Genomic DNA, 25,650 nt, shown 5'->3' with positions numbered 1-25,650 from the left:
TCGCCAAGTTCAGTTTCGCCATGCTTGTCGATCGCTTCCCTTTGTTCAATCCTTCCTTGCAGATAGACTGTCTGGACGGTCGGATAGCACGAATTCAGGCAGCTCGGTATCATGATTTCGCCTTGCTATGTTTGGGACCAGTCGTGTCTTTTGGTTAGCTTGAAAAACGAGAGATCAGATTCACCATGGGGAAGAAAAGAGCCTAGCGAAGAGCGTAGGCCTAGGAAGCCACGTGCCCCGAGGGGTCGGCCTCGTACCGGAGGACGCCCAGACCGAGGTCGAGGCTCTCCGGTCGAAAAAGGGAAGGTGAAGCCGACTGTTATCCGCACCGCTCAAGGCGATCAGTGGCTGGAGCCTGTCTGTGGTATCCACGCTGTCGGCAGTCTGTTTCACTGTAAGCCTTTCATCGTGGAGCGACTCTACTTCGATGCGGAGCTTTCGCCCATGTTTGGTGAGATTTGCAAATTCCTAGCCAAGGAGAAAAAGGCCTACAATCAGGTATCTCCAGAAGAGTTGACCCGAGTGGGAGGAACTCAGGATCACGGTGGAGTTGTGGCGATCGTGAGACGTCGTCAGCCGGAATTGGCGACACCCAAAGCCGCGGAATTTTGGGCCAAAGAAGGCATGCCTTTGCTCATCTTGGACGGAGTTAGTCGACCTGAGAACTTGGGAGGTATCGCACGTACTTCGGCCTATTTTGGAGTGGAGAAGTTCCTAATCGCCTCGACCCGCAAGCAAGCAAGACCCAACGAGCTTGCCTATCGCACAGCCCGCGGTGGGCTGGATATGGTCGATCTGCGTCTGGTGGACAACGTGCCCAGTTTCCTGAAGGGGGTTCGCAAGACTCACTTCGTAATCGGAGTGGATATCGAGGGGCCACCGCTTCCGGAGCACTCCGCTATTTGTCCGCCCGAGGATATCGACAAGCCTGTCGCGATCGTAATTGGCAATGAGGAGAACGGATTGCTGGACTCATCCAAGCAAGAGTGTTCGGCCGTTGTGGGCATTCCTGGAAGTGGGGCGATCGATCGTCTTAGCGTAGTGGCAGAAACAGCCCTGTTGCTGCAAAAATACTTGATCGAGGCGTAGGCGTATTTCGGATACGATAGTTTCCGATAAAATAGCTATTCCTTTCGCGAAACGTATTTTTCCTTTTTCAGATTCTTCCCGAAAAAGCGTGTAGCAGCTTGGCTCATGTCCTCCAGTTGCGGGTGAAGCTCTTCGTCGGCCAGATTGTTGTAGCTCGTTTGCACGGCCCAAAGCTGTTGTGGCTCGCTGTTTTGAAAGGACCAGACGGATACTTGAAATGTAAGCGGATAGATTCGGGTGACGACCTTTTGATCTTCGCCCTCGTTTATTTTTGCAGCGTAATCCTCTCTCTCGGAGAGGGTGATGGGTTCCCCGTTTGGCCCTAGAATGGTGGTCACGTCGTTTTGCGCTCTGCTTCGCGAGGGATTGCCCAACTGGGAGTAGCGCCCGCCTCCGATGGTCGCTGCGTAATTGCGGGTGCTCGCCGAATTGGAGTAATCGATCGTCGGCCGCGTTTTCAAATCCAGTTCTATCGCGTAGGAAGGCTCCTTCAAAAAATCCATTTTCACGAATACCGCAGCATCTCGCTCTTTTTCCACCACGAGGTATCCCATCTTTTCTAGGCCTTCGACGATGGTTTGAGCCGCACCCGATTCTTCCAGAATCTGTTGAGATTCCGCGTCTGCGTAAATGAGGAAAGCCGGAGCCCCTTTTTCAATGGATTTTTCCGAGACCGCGTTGATGACGAACTTGGTTTTAATTTCGTCAGGGGCAGCATTTGCCAGGAGAGCTAGCGACAGTGTCAAAACTGCAGGCAGTAGAAGCGTAAGTCGTTTCATGGGCTTTAGGGGTAGGGTAGGAGAGGCGCTTTTAATCGTTTCCCTTATTTGGATCAAACGATTCGGCGAGGCCGCCGATTGAAGTCCTCAATCTTCCTCCAAGATAAGCTGATAAAAGGAAACGTCTAGCCAGCGGTCGAATTTGCGGCCGATTTGGGGGAGCGTTCCGGAATGGGTAAAACCGAATGACTCGTGCAATCGTCTACTTGCGAGGTTTGAAGAGTCGATAGCCCCAACCATTACGTGGTAGCTTTGCCCTTTTGCCCGTTCGATCAATTCTCTCAAAAGCTTCTTCCCTAAGCTCTTTCCTCGGTGACGGTGATCTACGTAGACCGAGTGCTCAACGGTATGGAGGTAGCCCGCATGAGGGCGGAAACGTCCGAAACTTGCGAAGCCCAGAAGCTCGCCCTCTTCCGATTCCAGGCCAATCACGGGAAAACAGTTGGTCGCTTTGACGTCGAACCAAGTCTCCATGTCCTTCCAAGTTCTCTCCTGGTAATCGTATAGAGCGGTGGAGGTTTTGATGGCGTGGTTAAAAATCTCCAAGATCGCCTGCCCGTGCCGTTCCAGTTTGCATTCAACGAGTTTGTTCATGCGGGGAGAACGGTTTTGGGTTCAGATACCAAGTAGTAGTAAAATAGGTAGTAGTTCAAAGTCAGGTTGAAGGCGGCATGCGCAACGACAGGAGTCCAAATCGATCTGCCTTTGTGTCGTAGATAACTGAATACGAGTCCGGTGGCGAACATTAGCCCGAACCATATCGCTCCAGGAGCGACCAGTATTTGCAGACCGTGATAGCCGCGTTGGACGCCATGACTTAGGAGTTGTGCTGCCCCGAAAAATGCGGCGGATACGCAGGCCGCTCCGACGGGACTCCATTTCGAGCGGGCCGCCTTTTCCAACATGCCCCGATAAAAGAGCTCTTGCCCTAGAGGGGCTGCTAAAATCGCAGGAACCGAAAATACGAAGAAGGCCGCTTGCCGCGATAAATTAGGCATGCGGTCATCGCTCTGTAGTATGAAGGCGAGGCTACTGAGCCAATTTTTGTCGCCCTTCTGGTAAAGAATTAAGCCCAATTCATAAAGCGCGGTGGCTAACAGGCTTCCGGCTAAAATGGCGATGAGTAACCATTTTAGCGATACGGGCGCGCCGATGCCGATCTGCTCCTTGCCTTCTCGGGTGAGGGACGCGAAGGGCAGAAAGAACATGAGTAGAAAACTCGCCAAAACCGGAGTGGCATCATACAGCTCCGGGCCGAAAAAACCGTAGGCACGCAGGGCGGTGAAGGCTCCGAACGCAATTATGACGAAGACAAGGGGCGAGGGACTGAGCTGGCTCCAGACAGGCTTCAGCTCGAGAGTCTCGTGGGAATGTGGCATTTGGGCAGAAAATACGCGGGCCTAGGCCCGCGTCGATTTAGAAAGGAGTCGTTTGCGTTAAAGCTATGCGAGGAACTATTCTTCTGCTTCGCGCTTCTTGAGGATCAAACGGGTATTGTTGCGGAAGTTACGTTCTGCCACCTCAACTTGGAAAAAGGAGGTAGCGCTTTCTTTGCGGCGGTCGGTGATCAGCTCGGTCGGAGCTGTGTGTCCGGCTTCCTCGGCGCGTGACTCCATCTTCGCTGTGGCTTCTGCAATCGCTGCTTCGCGGGCGGCTTGAAGCTCGGCTTCCCGATTCTTCTCGATGGCTGCCACTTGGGCTTTGGCCTCCTCTATTTTTGCTTCAGCCTCTGCTGCTGCGGCTGCGCGAGCCGCTTCCGCTTCGGCGAGTTCGGCTTCTAGAGCCGCTTTGCTCTGGTTGATCTCCTCGGTTTGGGAATTTAGATCGTCAACCAAGCTTGCGAGTCGAGCTTTCTCCGCCTTGTCGCGTTCTACCTGGGCAGCCAGCTCTTCGCGGCGAGCGGCTTCCGCTTTAGCGGAGGCTTCGGCGGCAAGTTCCGCTAAGCGATTGGCCTCGGCCAATTGTTCGGCTCGTTTCGCTTCGGCGGCGGCCAAGGCTTTGCTCTCCTCTACTTGCGCCTCTAGGCGTGCAAGATCTTCTTCGCTGGGGCCTTTTGAGCAGCCTCCGAGGGCGATGAGTGAAGCTAGGGACACGTTGGCAAGGATCGTTGGTAATTTCATGGCCATGTTTCTGATGTTGATTGGTTGGATGGCTTTGCGAGGGGACAGGGAGTTGGGAACTGCTTAATTCCTTAATGAAGAGAGGAATCGAGGTCTTTGGTTCCTTTTTTTAAACCAAACTGTGCTGACTCTTCAGGCAACGCAAGCCCAGCGCTCAGCTTTGCTCCAAGGTTACGCTTTTGATTAAGGCGTAGACAGCGAGACCGTCTTTGAGTTTCAAACTCTCCACGGAGCGAAGCGTCAACAGAGCGACCAGAGTCCCTGACCCGCAGCCAAGCCGGACCAAGGCTTGGCTATTGGAAAACTCGCGGATCTCTTCTACTTGTGCCGGAATTTGGTTCAGAAAGCTGCTCCCCTCGAATTTGCTTATACTCAGGCCGACGTCCCGGCTGCGAATGATGATGCGGCGAGGCAGTTGGTTTGGTATCGAGTCTAAGGGTACAAGGAGTTGGCCGATGGCGGATTCCAATTGGCAAAGGCCCTCTTCGGCGAGGTCGGTTCGTCCATGTAAGTCGACCGTCGAGAAAGGAGCTTGCGTGGCGGAGGGCTCTCCGTGTGTGGGGTCCAAAACCTCAGCCGTGGGTCCGCTAGCGATCACTTTGCCAGACCGCATTCTAATGGCGAAATTGGTGAGTCTGGCCGCTTCGGCGTAGTTATGTGTAACGAAGACGGTGGGAATCTGAAACTGCTGAAAGAGGCGTTCCAATTCCAGCGATAGCTGGTAGCGGGAGTTTTCGTCCACCGCGGAAAGGGGTTCGTCTAGCAGCATCAGTTTCGGATTGGAGGCGATCGCCCGTGCAATTGCGACTCGTTGCCGTTCTCCGCCGGAAAGCGTATCCACCTGCCTCTCGAGCAATGGGGTGATCTGGATCGCTGCCGCTATTTCTGGCAAACTATGTTGGGCTTCGCCTTGGGCTCGTTTGCGTGCGTATTGCAAATTCTGGGACACGGAAAGGTGTTCGAAAAGGGCCGCGTGTTGGAAAACGTAACCGATCCGCCTCAGGTGGGTGGGAAGCTCTGTTTCGGAGGATAGCCAAGGCTCCTCTCCGATCGTGATCTGGCCTTTAGCTCCTGGTTCCAGACCCGCCAGACAGCGGAGCAAGGTCGATTTGCCTGAGCCCGAGGGGCCGATCAATGCGGTAACCGAGCCGGAAGGGATGCTGCCTTTTGCTTCCAGTTGGAAGCTCCCTTTTTGGAGCTGGATATCGAAGTCGATTTTCATCTCTGGAAGGGATTCCCCTTTCTATCGATGGCGTAGATGAGCAGGAGAAGGGCGAAGCTGCTGATCAACATGGTGGCCGCTAGGGCATGAGCTTTGCCGTAGTTTAGCATCTCCACGTTTTCGTAAATGGCGATGGACATGGTCCGCGTCTCACCGGGGATGCTGCCGCCGATCATGAGGACCACCCCGAATTCCCCTAAGGTGTGGGCGAATCCTAAAACTGCGGCCGTCAGGATGCCACGTTTCGCTTGCGGAAGGGCGATGCTGAAAAAGCGATCCCAGTTAGAGGCTCCCAAGGTCGCAGCAGCCTCCAGTTGCTCAGACTTGATTCCCGAGAACGCGTTTTGCAGTGGCTGAGCCACGAAGGGCAGGGAGTAGACGATGGAACCGATAACCAACCCAGGAAATGAGAACACCAGACTGGGGCCACCCAGCATGGAGGACAGTTTCCCCAGCGGTCCCTCGGGGGCTAGGCAAATCAACAGATAAAAACCAAGCACGCTGGGCGGTAAAACGATGGGGAGAGCAGTTATGGCCTCGATCAATGGACGCAGTCGGGAGCGGGATCTCGCCAGCCACCAGGAAAGAGGAGAGCATAACACCAGCAAAACCGCTGCAGTGACGGCAGCCAGTTTGAGCGTGAGGGCGAGGGGGCCCCAGATCTCGGTGGCATTCATCCGAGTTATTTCCCAGTGGGGATTGAATTCAAGTCGTCTGGCGCGTCTGCCTGCATCGGGCCGCTAAATAAGCCAATTGCAAAGGCAGGGGCGAGCACGCTTTTTGCCCAATTTCGGATTTATCCCGCCCGCAAGGGGCATCAAGGATGCGGGAAATAGCCTGAGGCTACGATGATCTTTGCCGCTTGGGGACTTTTGCAGTAGGCTAAAAAACCTTGGATTTCGGGTCCGTCGGTGATCGCTACCGCTTGTTGTTCGATAGGTGAATACAGCGATGGATCGACGAATTCGTAACCCGCTGGGTCGGCCGAAATTTGCAAGAGCTGTGAGGCTGCCACGAATGCAGTATCGGCGGCCCCGCTTTGGGCAAAATTGAATGCATGGGCGACGTTTGACCCGAGCACTCGTTTTGGATGATCGTCGGGAATATCTAGGGCAATCAGAACTTCCAAGGCGGCGCGACCGTAGGGGGCTAGCTCAGGGTTCGCCAAAGCAAGGGTCTTCGCTTTGTTGAGGTCGGGGGTTGCGGAGCCCGGTTGCCAAAGAGTTAATTTTCCCAAGGCGTAGGTAAATCTGGAATTCGGGATCGATTTGCCCTCGCTCTCCAGCCGTTCGGGACGAGCGGAATCTGCCGAGAAGAAGGCGTCGAAGGCGGCTCCGTGGGAGATTTGGGCGAATAGTTTGCCGCTTGAACCAGGAACAAGCGTGATGTCGAGATCCGGATGAGTCGCCTCGTATTTTTTGGCCAGGGTATCCAAAGTTTGGTGAAAGTTAGCGGCCACTCCGATGCGTATCTCAGATTTGGCTGCTACGAAACCCGTCAGCAGGATTGGAAGGAAAACGGTTGCGATTCTTCGAATCATGCTCGGCAAGATGAGCAAGTGTGGCCGGAGGGTCGAGCCCAGAAGATTTGCGGAGGGAAAGTTGCTCCCGCGGGGTTTCGCTGTTCAGACTTATACGCTATCCGTTTTAATCCCTTCAACTGCCCCTTCCAATCGTCGTTTGACCACCTCGTTGCAGACAGCTTTTGCCCTGCTGGCACTTTCCCATTTGGCAATGCCGTTCGCCGCGGCTGCCTTCACTGATGTGTCTGCCCAAATGGGGATTAGTTATCGCCACTCCTTGAAATCGGACAACGCTAACGCTCACGGAGGTGCGGCGGTCGTGGACGTCAACGGAGACGGGTACTCGGACTTGCTGTTCGCCCGCTATCAGAAAGCGCCGCTTCTCTACGTGAACGACGGGACTGGGGCTTTTTCTGAAGAGTCCGCTGCTCGCCGATTGTCTTTAGCCCAGGATGCTTCCGCTTTTGGAGCGGCGGATTTCGACAATGATGGGGATCAGGACATTTACATGACCACTCACGAGGGGAACCGGTTCTATCTCTTCATCAATGACGGGACGGGTCAATTCAGTGAGGAAGCCGTATCCCGAGGGGCTGACCTGACGGTCGCGGATACGCCGCACAAAGGGTTTAGCGTAGGTCTGGTAGATTATGACTTGGACGGATATCTCGATATCTCGATAAGCGAATGGAGCGTAACTCTCGATAGCGAGTTCGCGGAGCACTCGGCGCTTCTTCATAATCGAGGAGCAGAGGCCCCCGGACATTTCGAACTGGCTACCGAAGCCTCTGGTCTATTGCAGCCGGTCAGTTCAGATACGCAGCACGGCTTCTCTTCAGCATGGGCAGACTTCGACGGAGACAGTTGGCCGGACCTCGCTTTGATCGTAGACTATGGAAAGAGTCAGATGTATTGGAATGATGGTGACGGGAGTTTTACCCGGGATACTGAATCGGCAGGGGTGGGCTTTGATGAAAATGGCATGGGCGTAGCGGTCGCCGACTATGATGGCGATGGGCTTCTCGATTTTTTCGTTACCTCGATCTACGACGAGTTTTCAAACCAGAGAGATGGCAGCGCGACGGGTAACAAGCTCTACCGGAATATGGGGAATCGGAACTTTCAGGAGGTGGCAGTCCCAAGCGGTGTTAGTCGGACCGGCTGGGGGTGGGGTACCGCCTTCTTCGATTACGATAACGATGCTGACTTCGATTTGGTAGCGACAAACGGCTGGCCATTGGCTGAAGGAGCGGACCCCAAAACGACTCCATTTGCAGCAGCCGGGGAGGACGCAACGACACTTTTCTTGAATAACGCCGATGGCACTTTCGACAAAGCCCCGAGCGGTGCAAGAATTTCGGATAACCGCTATGGGAAGGCATTGCTGGTTCTCGATTGGGATTCCGATGGAGACGAGGACTTGGTAGTGGTTAACTCTTTCAGCGATCCGGTGTTTTACGAGAACGATGCTGCCAGTAAATCCAATGATTGGATACGCTTGAAGCTGGAAGGGACGGTTTCAAATCGCGATGCGATTGGCACGGTGGTGCGGGTTGTCGAGGACGGTCACGCTTCTCTTCTGAATTACAATCCCAGCAATAGCTTCATAGGGCAGCGGGAAGGGTATCTGCATTTCGGTCTCGGTGAGTCGGACGGAGTTGTGGATAGGATCGAGGTGCGTTGGCCGACTGGGGTCGAAGAGGTTTTTGATTCTGTATCCGCGAATCAGATCTTAACGCTTGTTGAGCCTGCGGATGCTCCAGTTCCTCCTCTGATTTCGAAACAACCAGAAGCGAATGAGTCCTACGAATTCGGAGAAGAGCTCGTTCTCGAAGTAGAAGCCATCGGCTCTCCAGACCCCATCTTTATATGGGAGAAAGATGGAGTCGTGATCGAGGGCGAGAGTGATAGTCGGTTACATTTGAAGCGTTTGGCTCCTTATGACGCGGGAGTCTATCGAGCCAAAGCCGTCAATGCCGGAGGTGGCACTTACTCTCGCGAGGTCGACGTGACGCTTTCGATCGATCTGGAGGAGCAATCGATCGCCCGTTGGTGGAATGAGCTGACTCTGGAGGCGATTCGAAAGGATTTTCCAGATCCGACCAAGCATAGCCGGAATTTGTATCATGTGTCCGCTGCAATGTGGGATGCTTATTGGGCTTACGAGGAAGAGGCGTGGACGCGAGCTCAGCCGGTTTTTCATCAGGAAGATCTAGCGGAGAGCGATTTCTCAGGGAATCGGATTTCAGCCCAGTCGGAGGCGATTAGCCATGCCGCCTACACCGTTTTGGTAGAACGTTATCGCTTAACACCCGGAGCAGAGCGGTCTCTGTTTGGATTTCGTTGGCTGATGGAATCTTCCGGATATGATTCCGATAATGATTCAATCGAAGGCAATGATCCGGCCGCAGTAGGCAACCGTATTGGCCAGGCGGTTTTATCTGCGAATCTAAGTGATGGTTCCAACGAGGAAAATGGATATTTGGATACAAGTGGCTACTTTTCGGTTAATCAACCTCTTGTGCTGGAGCTGCCGGGAGCCGGAGTCGATGATTTGAATCGCTGGCAACCTTTGGCGTTCGACTTCGCGATTTCCCAAAACGGAATTCCGCTGGGGGCTTTAGTGCAGAGTTTTCTCGGTGTGAATTGGCGAGAGGTCGGAACTTTCGCCATGGCCAAAACCAGTCACAACACGATTGGCTTCGATCCTGGCCCCCCGCCACTTTGGGCGACTGAAACGCATCAAGCGTATGTCGATGCGGCCTTGGAGGTTATCCGTTATTCGTCCGCTCTAGATCCTGCGAATGACGAGCTCATCGATATCTCCCCCGGTGCTTTGCTGAATAATTCTCTAGGTCGAAATGATGGAGTGGGACGGTTGGTTAACCCTGTTACTGGCGAGGCGTATCCGGAAAATAAGGTCAAGCTTGCTGACTATGGGCGGATACTCGCTGAATTTTGGGCCGATGGTCCGGCCTCGGAAACCCCGCCCGGGCACTGGAACACCATCCATAATGAAATCTCGGATAGTCCGAACTTTCAGAGAAAGTACATGGGCAAAGGAGAGGAACTCGACAAGTTGCAGTGGGACATCCGGGCTTACCTAGCCCTCAATGGAGGACTGCACGATGCGGCAGTGGCGGCGTGGACTTTGAAAGCCCAATACGACTATGCCCGACCTATTTCGATGATACGAGGATTGGCGGAGTTAGGCCAAGCTTCAGACCCTAGCCTTCCAACCTATAATGAGCTTGGACTCCCGCTGGAGGCGGGCCTTGTCGAAATGGTAACCGCTGAAAGTTCTGCACCAGGGGAGCGTCATGAGCATCTCGCAGAATCAATCGGGAAAATTGCGCTTTGGGCGTGGGCGGGAGAGCCGAGCGATTCGCACAGTCAGGTGGGGGGCGTTGCGTGGATTTTAGCGGAGAACTGGTTTCCTTATCAGCGCGGCACTTTCGTTACCCCAGCATTCGCCGGTTATGTTTCCGGACATAGTACCTTTAGTCGAACCGCAGCGGAAATTATGACGCTTTTGACGGGGAGTCCTTATTTTCCCGGAGGCTTAGCGGAGTTCCATTTTCCGCAAGGCGAGTTTTTGGAATTTGAATACGGACCGAGCGAAGACGTGACTCTGCAGTGGGCGACCTATTATGACGCTGCAGATCAGGCGGGACTCTCCCGCTTGTACGGTGGAATTCATGTTAGAGCGGATGACCTTATTGGTCGCACTTTGGGAGCTCGCGTTGGAGTGGAGGCATTTTTGCGAGAGCATCAGCAACGAAATGGTAATCAGGAAAATACCGGTTTGCTGGCGGAGCTCTCTTACGGCGAACGGCTAGGCGGAGGCGAGTCGTCGCCGCTGTTTCAATTTGTTTCGGAAGGCGAGGCGTTGCAACGGAAGGTCTATTTCGGCGGCACCGCCGTCACCGAGGAAGAAGGGATCGCTTTGATTCTTCCGCCAGACCCCGGTTCGAGCCCAGAAGAAGAGGGACATCTCATGGTAGTGGCTCGGGGTGATCTGAAAGGTGCTCGGGTTCAAGCCCGATTGGCAGAAGGAGATGTACTCTCGCTAGGTATCGAAGCGTTTGGTGAAGATCCGAATTTGATTAATGCTTATGCTCGTAATCCCTTGGAAAAGGAAAGCGTAGGGGATCTAGAACTACGAATGTATCGGCTGACTGAGACGGGAAATGATTTGGTCGCTTCTAGTCAAACGCAGCGAGATAACGAATGGAGATCGCTCGCAGAGGTGCTGCTTCTTAGGAGTCGCATGGAACTAGAGGTAGAGCCTGACGATGCGTTTCTCAGAGCCGCTCTAGAAAAAGGCAGCTACCACCTGGAAGTTGTAAACAAAGGGCCCGATGTCTTGTTGGAGCTAGATTTGAGAAGTCTAGGATGGCGTCCTTTAGACAATCCTGAATAAGGCTACGTTGTTCTGAAAAAGCACAGGACGCTGAATTCCTAATGCGCGTTTGGGCGATTTAGATTTAGCCTTAAAATCGAAAAAAATGTGAAGGGAGTATTTAGGGATTGGTGTCCTGCTTCCCAGACAAACCCATACACTTACCCTCCCTCTCTTCCGTCTGGATGCTCTCTACGTACTCCGGACGTTTCTTAGATCTTCCCAATCCAAACGTATCCGTCGTTCTGCTACATCTAGCCTTAGGTGTCGTGTGAGCGATTGTCCCCTGCTTGATCAGCTCATCCCCCTTTTGCTGATTTCGGCTTTAGGTCGAATCCCCCACAACCCAATGCGTGAATTAGTCTTCACACTGCCTAATGAATAAATCCATCAAACGAAAAAATAGATATACATGGTCTAGGTCCGCCAGTGGAGCGCTTGCTCTCGGAGCGGCACTTCTCGTTGCCCCGCTGAGCTCTGCTCAAGACGAGGAAGAAGAAGTATTCGAATTGTCTCCCTTCTCGGTGCAAGGGGATGATAATTCGGGGTACCGAGCGAGTTCGACGCTAGCTGGTACGCGTATCCGCACAGATTTGAAAGACGTCGGATCTGCCATCTCGGTTGTTACGGAGGAGTTCCTCCGAGATACCGCTGCAACAGACAACGAGTCTCTCCTTATTTATACAACGGGAACCGAAGTTGGTGGTATCAATGGTAATTTCGCAGGTGGTGGTGACGGTGGTCGTGTTGATACGGACGCCCAGCGTTTGCGCCCTAATCAGGCGACACGTGTTCGTGGCCTAGCTGCTGCCGACAACACCCGCGATTTCTTTCAAACAGACATTCCTTGGGACTCGTTCAACGTTGATCGAATCGACCTGCAACGCGGTCCGAATTCGGTACTCTTTGGTCTCGGAAGCCCTGCCGGTGTTATCAATGCGACGACCAATGCGGCCGTGTTTGAAAACTCGGGAGAAGCGGAAATCCGAGTTGGTAGTTACGGTTCTGTTCGCGGCTCGATCGACTACAATAAGGTGATTGCTGAGGACGAATTCGCTATCCGAATCGCCGCTCTCAAGGACGACCAGAAGTTCATGCAAGATGGAGCGTTTGAAGATGACGAGCGCTACTATGTGGCCATGAAGTGGGAGCCGAAGATGTTTCAAAACGAATCTTCTTCCACTACGATCAAGGCCAATTTCGAGAAGGGCGAAATCGACGCCAACCGCCCTCGTGTGATTCCGCCGATTGATCGTATTACCCAATGGTTCCGCCCCATTACCTCCGATGCGAATACCGGTATGGGGAAGGTGACTTTCGATGCGACCACGGTCAGCGAACAGTACACTTCTTTGAATAGTCCTGACTATTCTCCCTATGCAGGTTTCGCTCTGGGTCGTATCTTTGGAAGCGCTATTGCCATATACGACGATCACACTTCCAGCACTCCTAGCACCTACATCTTTGGCGGAAGCGACTTGGTAGAAGGTGTTTATCAAGGTGTGCTATCCTACGACGCCTTCGCTAAAAATGCGATAGCAGGTTACGGTCTGCCTGCCGGTAGCGAGGGGCGCGGTCTGCCAGGATCCAATATCGGCGCTTACAAGTCCACGACTTTGTCCGACCCGACTATTTTCGACTTCTACAACAAGTTGATCGACGGCCCCAACAAGAGCGAACGTCAAGAATGGGAGGCTTATGACATCTCTTTCGCTCGCACCATGCTTGATAACAAATTGGGCTTTGAGGTGGTGTATGACGTTCAGCAATACGAAGATCGTCAGCTTAATCTCTTAGACAATGCCGGTCAGGCTATCTCTATCGACGTGATGGCGACCATCCCAGACGGAACAGATGACGGTATGGTCAATCCGAATCTCGGACGTCCTATAATCGGTGGTGAAGCGCAGAACAACTACCGCAACTTGACGGATCGCGAAACCTTCCGTTTCACCGGATACTACGATGTTGATTTCAATGAATCCGGATCGGAGCAACTGGGTAAGATACTCGGGCGACATGTCTTCACCGGCGTCTACAGTAAGTCGGCATACGATCAACGTTCCGCTTCTTGGATACGTGCCGTCGCGGAAAATATCAACGTCACTGATACCATTACAGGTGGAGGGCGTTACATTCCTAATCTTGTTTACCTCGGCCCAAGTTTGCTCGATGCGACTTCCGCATCTGGAGCCAATCTGCCAGCCTTGCAAAACAAGCTGACTCCAACGGATGGCACCGCTTACTATCTGGATGCTGATGGAAACAACCACCTCGGACCAATCATGGTTTGGGATTCCGAACAGGGAGACATCGATAATCTATACAAAGCCGGTAATTTATCCCGCGACGAGACAGATTCCAAAGCCTTCGTTTGGCAAGGTTTTCTCTTCGATGGTATGGTAGTTCCAACCTTTGGATACAGAGAGGATACGAACTTTGCCGCCAACGCTGGCAATGTTCCAGACTCTGCTTCTGGCATTCCAGGTAATGTGGATCCATTCTCAGAGGATTGGGTTGTGCCTACTAACGGCGGTGACACGGATGTGTCGATTAACAAGACCTACGTGAGCGCTAGTGGCATCAATCGTACCTTCAGTCTGGTTGTTCATGCTCCCGAATCTTTCAGAGACGCACTGGGTGGAATGGGCGTCAGCCTCACTTACTCTGATTCTCAGAACTTCCGTCCAGATGCGAGCCGTCGCGATTTGATCGGTAATCCAATCGAGCCGACCACCGGTGAAACCAAAGAGTACGGAATCGTCCTCTCCTCGCGAGACAATCGCTTCAACCTTAAGGTTAACAAATACGAGACCAAGGTGTACCGAGACACGCTGAGCGACTCTTCGATCGCCAACTCCTACATGATCGGAGCTGGTGAAGGTTGGGGCAACATGTACGTCACCTGGGCGACTGCAGGCGTGCTCGATTTTCAGCGGAACTTTGCTCTCACCGATCCAGAAGGTGAATACGATGCGGCAACCAATCCGTACCTCGATCCTGAGGTCACCATGCTTCGCTATGAACCAATGCCTGGACAGACTCCAGCTGAAGCTCTCGCTTCCGAGACAGCGATTTTCAACGCCATGCTCGATCGCGACAATAACTTGAACGATCCAGAGTTTGCCCGCTTCCTCGACTTCTGGAATCAAGATTGGTCGCAAGTAACTGCAGAAGCCGGATGGGGTGCGAGCGCTTCCTCATGGGCGGGTGAGCCAGGTCAGTTTGCCATCACGGGTGACACCGTCTCCGAAGGTTGGGAATATGAGCTATTCTATCAGCCGACCGACAATTGGAACATCGCTCTCAATGCCTCTAAGACGGAAGCGAAGCGACTCAATATTGCCGAATCCTACGCCTCGTTCATCGAAAAGCGTTGGGAGCTTTACCAAGGCCCATACGGAGATGTTCGCCTCTGGGGACCTGGCAATAGTGTAGAAACGATTCGCAGCAAGTTCGGTGGCGAGTTCTACGCCAACTACAACTTGTTCCAGCTCTTGAACGACTCAAACGTAGCGGAACTACGGCCTTGGCGCTTCAACCTCGTCTCCAACTACGCGTTTAAGGACGGCAAGCTCGCTGGTCTAAACGTGGGTGGAGCGATGCGTTGGCAAGACGAAGTCGTAGTTGGTTATCCGATAATTGAAGATGCGGAAGGTAACTACAGCTTCGATACGGAAGACCCATTCTACGGTGGTTCGGAAACCAATGTCGACCTGTGGGCTGCGTACAGTATGCCGATAAATGATAACGTCGATTGGCGAATCCAGCTGAATGTCAGGAACGCTTTCCAGGATGAGAAATTGATTCCGATAACGGTGCAACCCGATGGTTCCCCAGCGACATCACGTATAGTCGAAGGGCAATCGTGGACGATATCCAATACCTTCAGTTTCTAGGTTGAATAGTATCTAGTTATTCATGTGGCCCCCGGCATTTACGTCGGGGGCCTTATGCGTTTATCTACGGTCAGATTTAGTAATCCGAATTCATGTCACGTTTAATCCGAGTTCTCCCTCTGCTTGCTTTGGCGCTGTTTCTGGCGCTGACGTTTCGTGAGTCCAAACTGAGGCTAGTTGCGATCGAGGAGCGATCTGTTTCGGATTACAATGGCGACACCTTGTTTTCTGGCGAAGGAAGCGAACTAAGGGAGTTGGTGCCTTCCGGGCGAAATGATGAGCTGCATTGGATAATGAATGTTCAGCAGTCCATCCGAGACGGAGATGGCAGAGTGCGGAATGTTGATCACGACAATGCTCCGGAAGGGAGAGAAGTTCACTGGTCCAGTGTATATGCATCTTGGATACGGTTGCTTGCCGGTAACGATGAGGGCAAAGTCGAATGGGCTGCTTTGGCTGCAAATTTGGTTCTCGTTCTGATCACCACTGCTTGCCTCACCGTCTTATTGTGGCGATTTTTCGATCCATGGATTGCGACGCTGGTTCCCTTTAGCATGGCGGCTTTGCTTGCCTTCAGGGATACGCATAAATTGGGGGTCGGAGATCATCACGCGCCCGCTATCCTTTCCGTTGTTGTGGGGCTGCTTCTTCTGATGATTTCGGTCCGGCAGATCGGGAAATCAAAAGGGGCGACCTTACTCGCGTGCAGCTCCAGTCTCTCGTTTGCCTTGGGGATGTGGATTAACGTGGTGAGCGTAATACCCGTTTTCGCAGGATTGGCAGCGGCGATCGTTTTGCACGGCCTTATAGCTAAGGGTTCTGTATCGGATGAGACTGCGGGTGAGTATGGGCGTTTGGTCCGCTTCTGGGCGTGGAGTGGAGGCTTGTTTAGTCTGCTCTGTTATTTGGTCGAGTATGCGCCAGCGAATATGGGTTGGCGATTCGAAGTGAACCACCCTGTGTATTCCTTGAGCTGGATCGGCATGGGGGAAGTGTTGGCCTTGTTTTTCCGGTTTAATGATCGCTCAAGGGTTAGGCGCTTGGTTTTAGGGCTTGGGCTGCTTTCGGTAGCTCCTTTGGCGATATTGCTGGCTGGCATGGACTCGATGCAGATTTTCGATCCCTTCCTGCTCGCAATGCACAACCGCTACCTTGCTGAGTTTCAAGGGCTATTTGCTAATCTTGCACTCGGGAGCTCGGCACTTCGGAGTATCGCCACTTTGCTTCCCTTCGTCTCGATTGCAGCTGCGTTATTAATCTGGATACAAATCCGAAAGTCTAAGCCAGCTCTGTTACTTCTAATTGGTTTTTTTCCAGCAGCGCTTCTCTTGATTCTGTCTCTATATCAAGCTCGCTGGATTGCCGAGGCATCTGCCCTGTTGCTGCCTTTATCCGTCGCTTTGTATTCGGTGTCTGGATTTCGTTTGGGAAAGGTGCTTGTTTTCGGGGGAGTGATTCCCGGGCTAGCGGTTTTTGCTTTAGGGGCTTTTGCAATAAGTCCCGATGCTGACGAGGTGCGTCAGCGGAAAATCGAAAAGGACGTGGCCCGCTATTTGAGAGCTCGCTTTGGGGAGTCGACGATTTTGGCCAGTCCCGATGCGACGACCAATTTGCTCTACTATGGTGGGCACAAAGGAATCGGAACTTTTTATTGGGAGAACAACGTGGGTCTCAAGCGAGCAGCGAGGCTGTTTGCTTCTCCCAATTTGGAGGAAGCTCAAAAGCGTTTTTCGGAAGCTGGAATCGACTTCGTCGTGATTTACTCGTGGGGAGGTTTCGAAAAGGAGTACCTGAAATTGTATCAAGAGTATGAGGACGAGAGTATCGATCTTGAGAATGCCTTTTTGACGAGGCTCGTAGAGCGGCAGGAGATACCCAATTGGTTAGAGCCCATTCCGTACCGATTGGATGGTCAGGAAGGCGATCTGGTTTTGATTTTCAGAGTGGTGCCCAAGATGAATCCTGGGGAGGCTCTGGCGGTGCGGTTTGAGTATCTCCTCGAAATGGGCTTCGCCGATGCGGCCCTGGCCTTGGTGCCTTTATTGGAAAGGGTTCCAGGTAGTTTACCGGCTCAAATATCCCTCTGCCGGGCATACGCCATGCAGGAACGAGGGCAGGAATTTGTTGAGGTGCTGCAAGGGGTCTTGAATCTAAATTCTAGCTCATTTGAGAGTCTTGAACTGGTGGATACAGTACGTCTAAGCGGGTTGTCACTACTCGGTGGGCAACGCGATTTAGCGGCTTGGTTGTTGGAAGAGAGCTTGGCCCGTCTAGACAAGAAGATGATTCGAAGCCTTAACGGCGAGGATCTTCGTAGACTTTTGGATCTGGTAGAGGCGCTTGGCCTCAATGGCTACACTCCCGAATTGAGGAGCTTTTCAGAGGCGATTTTGCCCCCAAGTCTCCGAAGGTAAGATCGCCTCGAAATAAAAAGCCCGCTCTATCCGAGAGCGGGCTTTTTGTGTAAATTGAATTCCGATCCTTTGTGGGATGGAAATATAATTGTTTATTGAGCTTCTGCTTCCTCGGCGATGGCCTTCTCCATCTCCGCTTCCATTTTTGCGTCGATGCGATAGAAGAGGACTGAGGCCGCGGCCAGCACAGCTACACCGGCCGGAATAAGGCTCATGATCAACTTCAAGCCTTCGATTGTATCAGCGGACTGAGCAACATTGGCTTGGAAGCCGAAGTAGCTTAAGAGCCACAGGGCGATAGCTGGGCCAATGGACCAACCGATTTTCATGGATGAGGTACCGGTCGAGAAGATGAGGCCGGTGGTGCGTTGTCCGAGTTTCCATTGTCCGTAGTCGGCGCTATCGGCGATCATGGACCAGAAGAGGGCCATCAAAGGGGCGGTCATGAAGGCGCTGACCGCTTGGTGTGCGATGATGAGCGTGAAGTTCTTAGGTGGAATGAAATAGAAGACCGCTAGGAATACGGCGTTGATGAGCGTGAGCGCGATGAAGGTCTTTTTCTTGCCACCAAAGATTTGGGTGAATTGCTTGGTCAACATTACCCCGACGAGCTGTACGAGGCTGCCTACAAAAAGGAATGTACCACCCCATAGTTCGTTTCCGGATACATACTTGAAAAAGTGGATGGTCGCTCCTCCGCGAATTGCGATCCATAGAACGGTCAAAACGCTGATAACGATGAGGGCGCGCCAAGGGCCATTTTTAGCGGCGGCTCCGAGGTCTTTACTCAGAGAGGTCTTTTGTGTAGCTGGGGGAGCGACGCGTTCCTTGGTAGTGATAAACGTGATAAAGAAGGCGAGAGCGGAAACCGCGGCGTAGGTCGCAATCGTAAGGGTGTAGCCCTTTTGGTCGTTTCCTCCGCCGTAAAAAGCGACCATGCGTTGTAGAGTAAGGCTCACGATACCGGTACCTGCGAAGGCTCCCACGAAGCGGAACGAGGACAGGAGAGTACGTTGGTCAGAGCGAGGTGTCATTACCCCCATGAGCGCGGAGTAAGGAACGTTGATGGCGGTGTAGGCCATCATGAGTAGGGTGTAGGTCAAGTAGGCGTAAACGATCTTGCCGGTCGCTCCGAGGTCGAAGGTGGTGAAGGTCAGAATGCCTAATGCTACCCAGAATGGTAAGATCCAAAGCAGCCAAGGACGGAACTTTCCAAACCGGCTTTTGGTGCGGTCGGCGACCATTCCCATCATCGGGTCGTTGATCCAGTCCCAGGTGCGAGTCGCGAAAATCATGGTACCCACTGCAGCGGCTGAAATCCCAAAAACGTCTGTATAGAAGATCGGCAGGAAGTTCATGAATACGCCGAAATATAGGCAGGAGGCGAAGTCTCCGGAGGCGTAGCCTATCTTTTCGGTCCACTTCAAAGGCGGCACGGACTCGGCCGCCGGTTTTGAGGATGTTTCTTGGGACTGCATAATCTTGATTTGGTAATGTTGTATTGGGTGAACGCTAGTAGGGGAATCGCGTTGCTGGGAGCGTCTTGCCTAGTGGCGAATTCGCAATGTGAAAATGGCTGTTGCGGTATAAATCGGGTTTGGGGCGTTGTGGGAGGCTAGCTCGGGGAAGCCGCGGTTTTAGGCGAGGGTAGGCGTTCTGAAAAGTTTCTTCTGCCGCTTATGTAAGCGCCGTAATTGGATTTTGTTAGATCTTCAATAAATGGGAAGGCGTTCAACTGGTGAACGCCTTCCGTGCGGTAAAAGTGAATACGTCTTATTTGACTCTCTGGGATTCGATTTTTTTGATGAGAGCGTTTTCGCTCTTCGCCATGAACTCCAGGTTCTTGTCGATTAGCTCGTTTCGCTGGGCGACGCACTTGGCGCTGTAGAGCGGGTCGGCTGGCGTGTTGATTACGTAGTCGACGAGCTGGTCGATGGTCGAAGTCGCTACGTGCAAGCGGGTGTCGCTGGATGCGTAGTAGATGTAGACCTTGCCGTCATCGGTAACGATGGTTCCGTTGGTGAATGCCACGTTCATGACATCGCCCACCAGTTCCTCGCCTTCAGGAGCGATGAGGAAACCGCCTGGGGCGTAGGTGAGCTTGGATGGGTCTTCCAGCGAAGTCATGAAGGCATAGATTACGTAGCGGAGTCCGCTCGCGCAGCCACGCACGCCGTGAGCGATGTGGAGCCAGCCCTTCGGCGTTTTGATAGGTGCATCACCTTGCCCGTTCTTCACTTCCTTGATGGTGTGGTACTCGCGTGAGTCGATGATGGTCTGTTTGTCCACCACGGCATTTGTCATGTCCTTGCAAAGTCCCCAACCGATGCCGCCACCGGAACCGGCATCGATGAAGCCATCCTGCGGGCGAGTGTAGAGAGCGTATTGGCCATCTACATATTCCGGATGGAGCACGACATTGCGTTGCTGAGCGGAGGATGTTTTCAGATCTGGGAGGCGTTCCCAAGTCTTCAAATCCTTGGTGCGAGCGATGCCGCACTGGGCGACTGCCGACGAAAGGTCGAAGGGAGCTGCGTTTGGATCTTTACGTTCGGTGCAGAACAAACCGTAGATCCAGCCATCTTCATGCTTGGTCAAACGCATGTCATACACGTTTGTATCCGGAATTTCAGTTTCCGGCATGGTTACCGGGTGATCCCAGAAGCGGAAGTTGTCCACTCCGTTGGGGCTCTCGGCGATGGCGAAGAATGACTTGCGATCATTTCCTTCGACGCGAGCGCAGAGGTAGTAGGTACCGTCGATCTCGATAGCACCGGAGTTGAACGCGCAGTGAACGCCGATGCGTTCCATGAGGAAAGGATTGGTCTCCGGGTTGAGGTCGTAAGACCAGAAGAGGGGAGCGTGCTTTTCCGTCAGGACCGGATATTCGTGTCGGCTAAAGATGCCATTTCCCGGTTCAACGGGAGGATTGGGGCGCGAGAGGAGGGTTTCCTGTTGTTCGACCAACTGGGAGAGACGCGTTTCGTAAGTACTCATTTTATGTTATCGGGTATTTGGTTAAAGTTCGTCGGGCAGGGTGGGCAGCGCTTTATCGATGCGTTCGATCATTTCGAAGCATGCCCGGGCGTTGTGGTAGGAGGACTTCCAAGGGCCGGCTTTTTCCTTTTCCATGGCAGTGCCGTCGGCATTCACACCCCAGAGCCATTCCCCGTTTTCCTTCTCGATGATGAAGTCCTGGATGTACTCCCAGATTACGGAGCTCGCTTCTAGGAATCGCTTGTCGCCGGAAATCTGATACGCGTTGAAGAAGCCAACCATTCCCTCCGCTTGTGGCCACCAGCACTTTGTGGCGCTCTGCGGGTTTTCGTTGTGGAATTCGTCATAAAGGCCGTTGTCCTTGGGATCGATCCCGGTAGCGAGAACCAGTTCGGCCATTTCGATGGCCAATTTCTCAAACTCTCCGATCAAGTCCGAATCTCCGACGATCTCTGCCGCCTCGTGCAGTAACCAGCTACCTTCAATGTCGTGGCCTGGAGAGACGACCGGATCGAGTAGTTTCCAGTCCATATCGTAGAAAAGCCCAAACCTCGGCTGGTCGCCGAGGATAATCCGATCCGCGATCACTCGGAGAATACGGCGGCAGCTCGCTTCGACCTTCTCGCTCGGAGCGATCTTTTGCAAATTGGCGAACGCTTCGATGAGGTGGAGATGGTTGTTCATGGTTTTGGGGGCGTCCAAATCCTCCGCTCCCAGTCTCATCTTTTCCAATGGAGTCCAGTCGGCACTGAAGGTCTCTAAGTAACCGCCTTTTTGCGAATCCCATGCCTTTGCTTCGACGAGGTCGAAAAGCTTTTCCGCCCGCTCGAGGCTATCGCTTTCTCCTGTTGCTTGGAAGTGCTCTGAAAAGGCATAGATGCAAAAGGCTTGGGCGTAGCATTGTTTCTTCGATTCAGCCGCTTGCCCGCTTGCGTCGACCGTCCAGTAGTAGCCGCCGTGTTCCTTGTCCTCGAAGCGAGTGGTCAAGACGTGCTTCGCGTGGTCGGCGAGCGCTTTGCATTCCGGGTTTCCGTAGAGGTGAAAGGCGCGGCTGTAGGTCCAGAGAAGACGTGACACCATGATGACCCCGAGATCCACATTCGCCATCGGTTGGTTGGCGGAATCCAAGGCCGAGATAAAGCTATCGGTGGTCCGAAGTCGGTGCCAGTAAGGCAGGATGTTCTCGAACAACTCTGTTTTGAGATCGCTCTGTAATTTGAGGAGAGGGTGTGTCTTCATCGATGAATGCTTCTAGGCGACTGGAAGGAGGGGTTTGGTCGGCGCAAGAAACGAAACTACGTCTAATTTTCAAGGGAGTCTACCGTAATTAATCTAAATTGTAATGAGAATTTGAGTAAAAATCCTTTGCTCAATTTCCTGAAATAGACATAGTTGATTCTCTTTTCCCGTAAGAACGAATTTCGAGTATGATCAACAGACCCCGTGTAGCGATAGTGGTGAGAGGTTGGTTGGAGGAGAATCTGAACATCCTCCACGGCCTAGCTAAATTTAAGCGTTTCAACGCGCAGTGGCACGTTTTCGTCGACGACCAAGCCCGCGGAGCGGAAGACCCCGATTGGCTGCTCGATCAAGGGTGGGATGGGATAATCTGCAAGGAGAGCTCCGACGAACTGTTTGAGAAGGCGAGAGATCGTCGCATCGCTTGTGTTGACCTTTCGGATGACGGGACTTGCCGCAGTGGTTGCCCGAAAATCCGCCCGAACAACGTAGCCATAGGTCACACGGGCGCGGAGCATTTCATCGAGAAGGGATTCCGGAATTTTGCGGTTTGCGGATTTGGCAACGAGCTTTGGTCCCAAGAGCGACGCAATGGCTTCATCGAGGCCCTAAAATTGGCCGGCAAGACCTGTGCGGTTTTCGACTCTGATTACCCCGGCGTTAGCCAGCCTGCCTGGGAGTTCGCGGAAGAGGAAGAGATGGCGAAGTGGCTGGATACTTTGCCCAAGCCGGTAGCGATTTTAGCCTGTAATGATTTGCGGGCGGTGCATGTCATCAATGCCTGCCATCAGAAGAACCTGCGGGTGCCGGAGGAAGTGGCGGTGCTAGGGATCAACAATGACAGTGCTCGCTGCGAGCTTTGCGCTCCCTCTCTGTCCAGCATCCCTGTCGACGTGACTGAGTTTGCCCGCATCGCGGGGGCCACTCTGGAGGGAATGTTGAGCGGCACCCACTACAGCCAATTCAAGCAAGAGACCTTAATCGATCCTCTCGAAGTGGTGACTCGGCGATCAACCAGCATCATGGCAGTGGAGGATCCCTCCGTAGCCCAGGCGCTAAACCTAATCCGGGAAAACGCCTGCAAAGGAATTACCGTGGAAGAGGTAGCCAAGGCGGTGCACATCTCCCGCAGCCTATTGGAGAAGCGGTTTCGTCGTTATGTGGGTCGATCTCCTCAGGTGGAAATTCGACATGCACAAGTGGTCCGTATCAAACAAATGTTAGTGGAAACTGAATACTCGCTCGCTCAAGTCGCTGAGATGACGGGTTTCGAGCATCCGGAGTACATGAGCGTAGTATTCAAACGCCTAACGAACGTCACCCCAAGCGCCTATCGTCGCAAGAGCAAGGCTCAGGTGGGTGCGGGCTCGTAAACTATAGTGGGCGGCTTAGCGTTCGCGCAATGTTCCGCGGGTGACTCCCAGCTGGTTAATGAGTTTGAGCTCCCGCCAGAGGGATTGTCCGCTCAGTTGGCCGGCCAGCAAGCGTTCGTAGCGGTCAAGAGTCTCGCGGACCTCTTGTGGCGATTCGTTTAGGAATTCAACCCGGAAGGTTCGGATTCCAAGATCGAGCAAGTCGCGAGCGAATTCCGCTCCGGTTTGGGCTTTCGCATTGAAGACGGTGTTGCGACAGCCTGCATCGGCTTTCAGCGGATGGGTCATGCCTGTACGGTCTTTAATGGATACAGAATGTTTGTCGCAGGGGCGGCCGCAGTCGCGGAAATCTTTCCCTTCGGAGAGGAAGCTGCAGAACACGCAATGCTCCATGTGAAACATGGGCATGTGCTGATGAAGCGTGATCTCAAACCATTTTGGAGGCGCGCGTTCGATCAGGGCGGCGAGTTGGGTGGCGTTGAGGTCGTATGAGGCGGTAAGTCGCTCGAGTTTGTAACGATCGATCAGATACTCCGCGGTCAGCGGGTTGGAGACGTTGAGCGAGAAATCGCCGCGTAGGCGGAAGTCTGACAAGGATTTTAAGTGCTCGTGATTACGGGCCAGGAATCCATCTGCACCGCATTGGGTAAGTTGCTTAATGACCCAGTCCTCGCCTGTTTTGAACATGCGAGGCGGGGCTACCCAGATCTTTTTGTTCGGATGGGATGAGTGGGTGAGTTCGACGGCTTGCTTATATTTTTTTGGATCTTCCAGCTCTAAGTATAGCTCATCGTAGGGAAGGCTTAGAGCAGTCTCTAATTGTTCAAAGGAGCGGAGGTAGGGGATGATTTGAGGCTTCGTCTTGGCTTGGTCCTTTTCCTTCTTATTTTGGATTCCTGTGGCGTTGGCTCGCTCTTTGAGAGTCCAACGGAGCGGTTGGCGACGGAGTTCGATCAGCGATTCGACTGCCTCGCGTCGCAATTGGTTCAACTGCGAGACCGGGAAATGACAGTTGCCTTGCAGGCGATTGTCCAGGGATTCTAGGTGAAAGGGTGTATTGCCGAGGCGGGATAGTTGCTTCTGCAGCGTATCCAGATCGAGGGGACGTTTGGCAGCGGTTTGCAAGGGCTCGCTCGATTCGGACCGGACCGTGCGTCCGAGCTCGTCTTGCAATTCCAGCGTTATCGGTTTGCCGGGCTCGCCGTGGACGACCGCTTTGACGGGGCGAGTAAAATTGGGCTGTTCAACTTGGTAGCTTTGGCGAAGTTCTTTATCCAATAACGGGTCTGACGTTTTGAAAAGAGTGTGGCCGGCTTTGACTCGGTTCCAGTTGATGGAGTCGCCGAGGAAACGGATATAGGAATCTGCCCCTTTTGTATCTACGGAAATGATACGGCCGCCTTCCTCTTTTTCATCTGGTCGGCCGCGATCGAAGACGACTCCGTCTCCCGCTTTCAGTGGGGCTTCGAGTAGTAAAGTGACACCGTCCTTTTCGACTGATTTGACTACGCCGAGTCGCAAGCCTCGCTTCTTGCCGAAGCGGGCGTGGACTAGTTTCTGGTTGTCGATCCCGTGCAGCCATCCATCGGATAAGCCTCGGGAAAAAGTCATCTCGAGTGCGTACTTGCCAGCTTGGCGGTCGAAGGGGACAAGGTTTTTTTCCGTTTCGCCGATGTAGCTCTCCCAAGCTTTGTCTAAGGCTTGTCGGTAAACTTTGGTTACGGCGGCGACGTATTCTGGAGATTTTAGGCGACCCTCGATCTTCAAAGTCGCCACACCGTTTTCGATGATCTCTGGCATGGCGTCCAAGCCGGAAAGATCTTGCGGACTGAGCAGATAGCGGCGGTTCCCCAGCTCGACCTGTTTCCCGTCAGAATAGAGTTCGTAAGGGAGACGGCAGGCCTGGGCGCATTCGCCTCGATTTGCGGAGCGGCCGCCCAGCGATTCTGAGGTAAGGCACTGTCCTGAATAAGCCACGCACAAAGCTCCGTGGACAAAGAGTTCGATTGGCACTTCGGTCCCCGCGGCGATGGTCTTTTCGCGGATCGCCCCCACTTCTTTGAGGGAAGTTTCACGGGCTAGGACGACGACGCTCGCTCCCAGCTCGCGAGCGAATTCGACGCCAGCCTCGGATGTGACGCTCATCTGTGTGGAAGCGTGGATAGGGAAGTCGGGGGAAAGTCGGCGGATCAGGCGGCAGATTCCGACGTCCTGCACGATCGCGGCGTCAACACCGGATGCGATGATGGAGCGCAGAAAATCTTCCGCGTCGCGTAGCTCGTTTCCGAATACGAGAATGTTGAAGGTGACGTATCCTTTGACTCCGCGGGAGTGCAGGTAAGCCATCAGCTCGGGCAGGTCGGCTACGGTGAAGTTTTTGCCTCGCATGCGAGCATTGAAACGCTCCAAGCCAAAGAAGATGGCGTCGGCCCCGTTTTCGACCGCGGCGCGGGCGCACTCCCAATCTCCCGCGGGAGAGAGCAGCTCCGGCTTGGAGACTTGGCGGCTGTTTCCCTCTTGGGAGGAAAAGCGCTTCGGTATTAGTTTAGGCATGTTGGTTTAGGCGTTGTGGCGTCGGTTCTTTTGAATTGAGA

The 25,650-nt window shown here is 53.4% G+C and carries 16 protein-coding genes; 5 read left to right on the top strand and 11 right to left on the bottom strand.

Features of this window, described 5'->3' with window-relative positions; translation table 11 throughout:
• Positions 1 to 306 precede the first annotated feature (306 nt).
• On the top strand, positions 307 to 1,089 hold the full coding sequence (locus H5P27_RS12165; protein ID WP_185660669.1) for a TrmH family RNA methyltransferase: 783 nt from the start codon (positions 307 to 309) through the stop codon (positions 1,087 to 1,089).
• Positions 1,090 to 1,124: 35 nt separating this feature from the next.
• On the opposite strand, the gene H5P27_RS12160 is transcribed toward H5P27_RS12165, so the two are convergent.
• The 7 genes from H5P27_RS12160 to modA all read right to left on the bottom strand — a co-directional run bounded on the left by H5P27_RS12160 (position 1,125) and on the right by modA (position 6,750).
• Positions 1,125 to 1,868, bottom strand: coding sequence for a hypothetical protein (locus H5P27_RS12160; RefSeq protein ID WP_185660668.1), 744 nt, complete (start codon positions 1,866 to 1,868; stop codon positions 1,125 to 1,127).
• 87 nt (positions 1,869 to 1,955) lie between these two features.
• The gene (locus H5P27_RS12155; protein ID WP_185660666.1) at positions 1,956 to 2,462 is read right to left on the bottom strand and encodes a GNAT family N-acetyltransferase; all 507 of its coding nucleotides are present in this window, start codon (positions 2,460 to 2,462) and stop codon (positions 1,956 to 1,958) included.
• Positions 2,459 to 3,247 carry a CPBP family intramembrane glutamic endopeptidase gene (locus H5P27_RS12150; RefSeq protein WP_185660665.1) on the bottom strand — a complete coding sequence of 263 codons (789 nt, stop codon included), beginning with the start codon at positions 3,245 to 3,247 and terminating at the stop codon, positions 2,459 to 2,461. The genes H5P27_RS12155 and H5P27_RS12150 overlap by 4 nt, the downstream gene beginning before the upstream one ends.
• Positions 3,248 to 3,322: 75 nt before the next feature.
• Positions 3,323 to 3,988, bottom strand: a complete 666-nt coding sequence (locus tag H5P27_RS12145; RefSeq protein WP_221774696.1) for a hypothetical protein — start codon at positions 3,986 to 3,988, stop codon at positions 3,323 to 3,325.
• Positions 3,989 to 4,142: 154 nt separating this feature from the next.
• Positions 4,143 to 5,210, bottom strand: coding sequence for a molybdenum ABC transporter ATP-binding protein (gene modC, locus H5P27_RS12140; RefSeq protein WP_185660662.1), 1,068 nt, complete (start codon positions 5,208 to 5,210; stop codon positions 4,143 to 4,145).
• Positions 5,207 to 5,887 (bottom strand): molybdate ABC transporter permease subunit, encoded by a 681-nt coding sequence (gene modB, locus H5P27_RS12135; protein WP_185660660.1) that lies wholly within the window; start codon positions 5,885 to 5,887, stop codon positions 5,207 to 5,209. The genes modC and modB overlap by 4 nt, the downstream gene beginning before the upstream one ends.
• Positions 5,888 to 6,027: 140 nt before the next feature.
• On the bottom strand, positions 6,028 to 6,750 hold the full coding sequence (gene modA / locus H5P27_RS12130; protein ID WP_185660658.1) for a molybdate ABC transporter substrate-binding protein: 723 nt from the start codon (positions 6,748 to 6,750) through the stop codon (positions 6,028 to 6,030).
• A 193-nt stretch (positions 6,751 to 6,943) separates the two neighbouring features.
• Between modA and H5P27_RS12125 the strand changes: the two genes are divergently transcribed.
• The 3 genes from H5P27_RS12125 to H5P27_RS12115 all read left to right on the top strand — a co-directional run bounded on the left by H5P27_RS12125 (position 6,944) and on the right by H5P27_RS12115 (position 17,447).
• On the top strand, positions 6,944 to 11,155 hold the full coding sequence (locus H5P27_RS12125; protein WP_185660657.1) for an FG-GAP-like repeat-containing protein: 4,212 nt from the start codon (positions 6,944 to 6,946) through the stop codon (positions 11,153 to 11,155).
• Between the two features lie 356 nt (positions 11,156 to 11,511).
• Positions 11,512 to 15,033 (top strand): TonB-dependent receptor plug domain-containing protein, encoded by a 3,522-nt coding sequence (locus tag H5P27_RS12120; RefSeq protein ID WP_185660656.1) that lies wholly within the window; start codon positions 11,512 to 11,514, stop codon positions 15,031 to 15,033.
• A 92-nt stretch (positions 15,034 to 15,125) separates the two neighbouring features.
• Positions 15,126 to 17,447 carry a hypothetical protein gene (locus H5P27_RS12115; protein WP_185660655.1) on the top strand — a complete coding sequence of 774 codons (2,322 nt, stop codon included), beginning with the start codon at positions 15,126 to 15,128 and terminating at the stop codon, positions 17,445 to 17,447.
• 92 nt (positions 17,448 to 17,539) lie between these two features.
• Here the strand turns inward: H5P27_RS12115 and H5P27_RS12110 are convergent, their stop codons facing one another.
• The 3 genes from H5P27_RS12110 to H5P27_RS12100 all read right to left on the bottom strand — a co-directional run bounded on the left by H5P27_RS12110 (position 17,540) and on the right by H5P27_RS12100 (position 21,683).
• On the bottom strand, positions 17,540 to 18,925 hold the full coding sequence (locus tag H5P27_RS12110) for an MFS transporter (protein ID WP_185660654.1): 1,386 nt from the start codon (positions 18,923 to 18,925) through the stop codon (positions 17,540 to 17,542).
• A gap of 295 nt (positions 18,926 to 19,220) precedes the next feature.
• Complete coding sequence (locus H5P27_RS12105; RefSeq protein WP_185660653.1) at positions 19,221 to 20,444, bottom strand: glycoside hydrolase family 130 protein; 1,224 nt, start codon at positions 20,442 to 20,444, stop codon at positions 19,221 to 19,223.
• Between the two features lie 21 nt (positions 20,445 to 20,465).
• Entirely contained in the window at positions 20,466 to 21,683 is a 1,218-nt protein-coding gene (locus tag H5P27_RS12100; RefSeq protein WP_185660652.1) for an AGE family epimerase/isomerase, read from the bottom strand.
• Positions 21,684 to 21,871: 188 nt separating this feature from the next.
• On the opposite strand from H5P27_RS12100, the gene H5P27_RS12095 reads away from it, so the two are divergent.
• Positions 21,872 to 23,056 (top strand): XylR family transcriptional regulator, encoded by a 1,185-nt coding sequence (locus H5P27_RS12095; protein WP_185660651.1) that lies wholly within the window; start codon positions 21,872 to 21,874, stop codon positions 23,054 to 23,056.
• A gap of 15 nt (positions 23,057 to 23,071) precedes the next feature.
• Here the strand turns inward: H5P27_RS12095 and H5P27_RS12090 are convergent, their stop codons facing one another.
• Complete coding sequence (locus H5P27_RS12090) at positions 23,072 to 25,609, bottom strand: U32 family peptidase (RefSeq protein WP_185660650.1); 2,538 nt, start codon at positions 25,607 to 25,609, stop codon at positions 23,072 to 23,074.
• Between the last annotated feature and the right edge of the window lie 41 nt (positions 25,610 to 25,650).

The sequence above is a fragment of the Pelagicoccus albus genome, assembly GCF_014230145.1.
Taxonomy (GTDB): Bacteria; Verrucomicrobiota; Verrucomicrobiia; order Opitutales; family Opitutaceae; genus Pelagicoccus; species Pelagicoccus albus.
The sequence above is the reverse complement of the archived record's forward strand: the minus strand, read 5'-3'. Positions and strand labels throughout refer to the sequence as shown.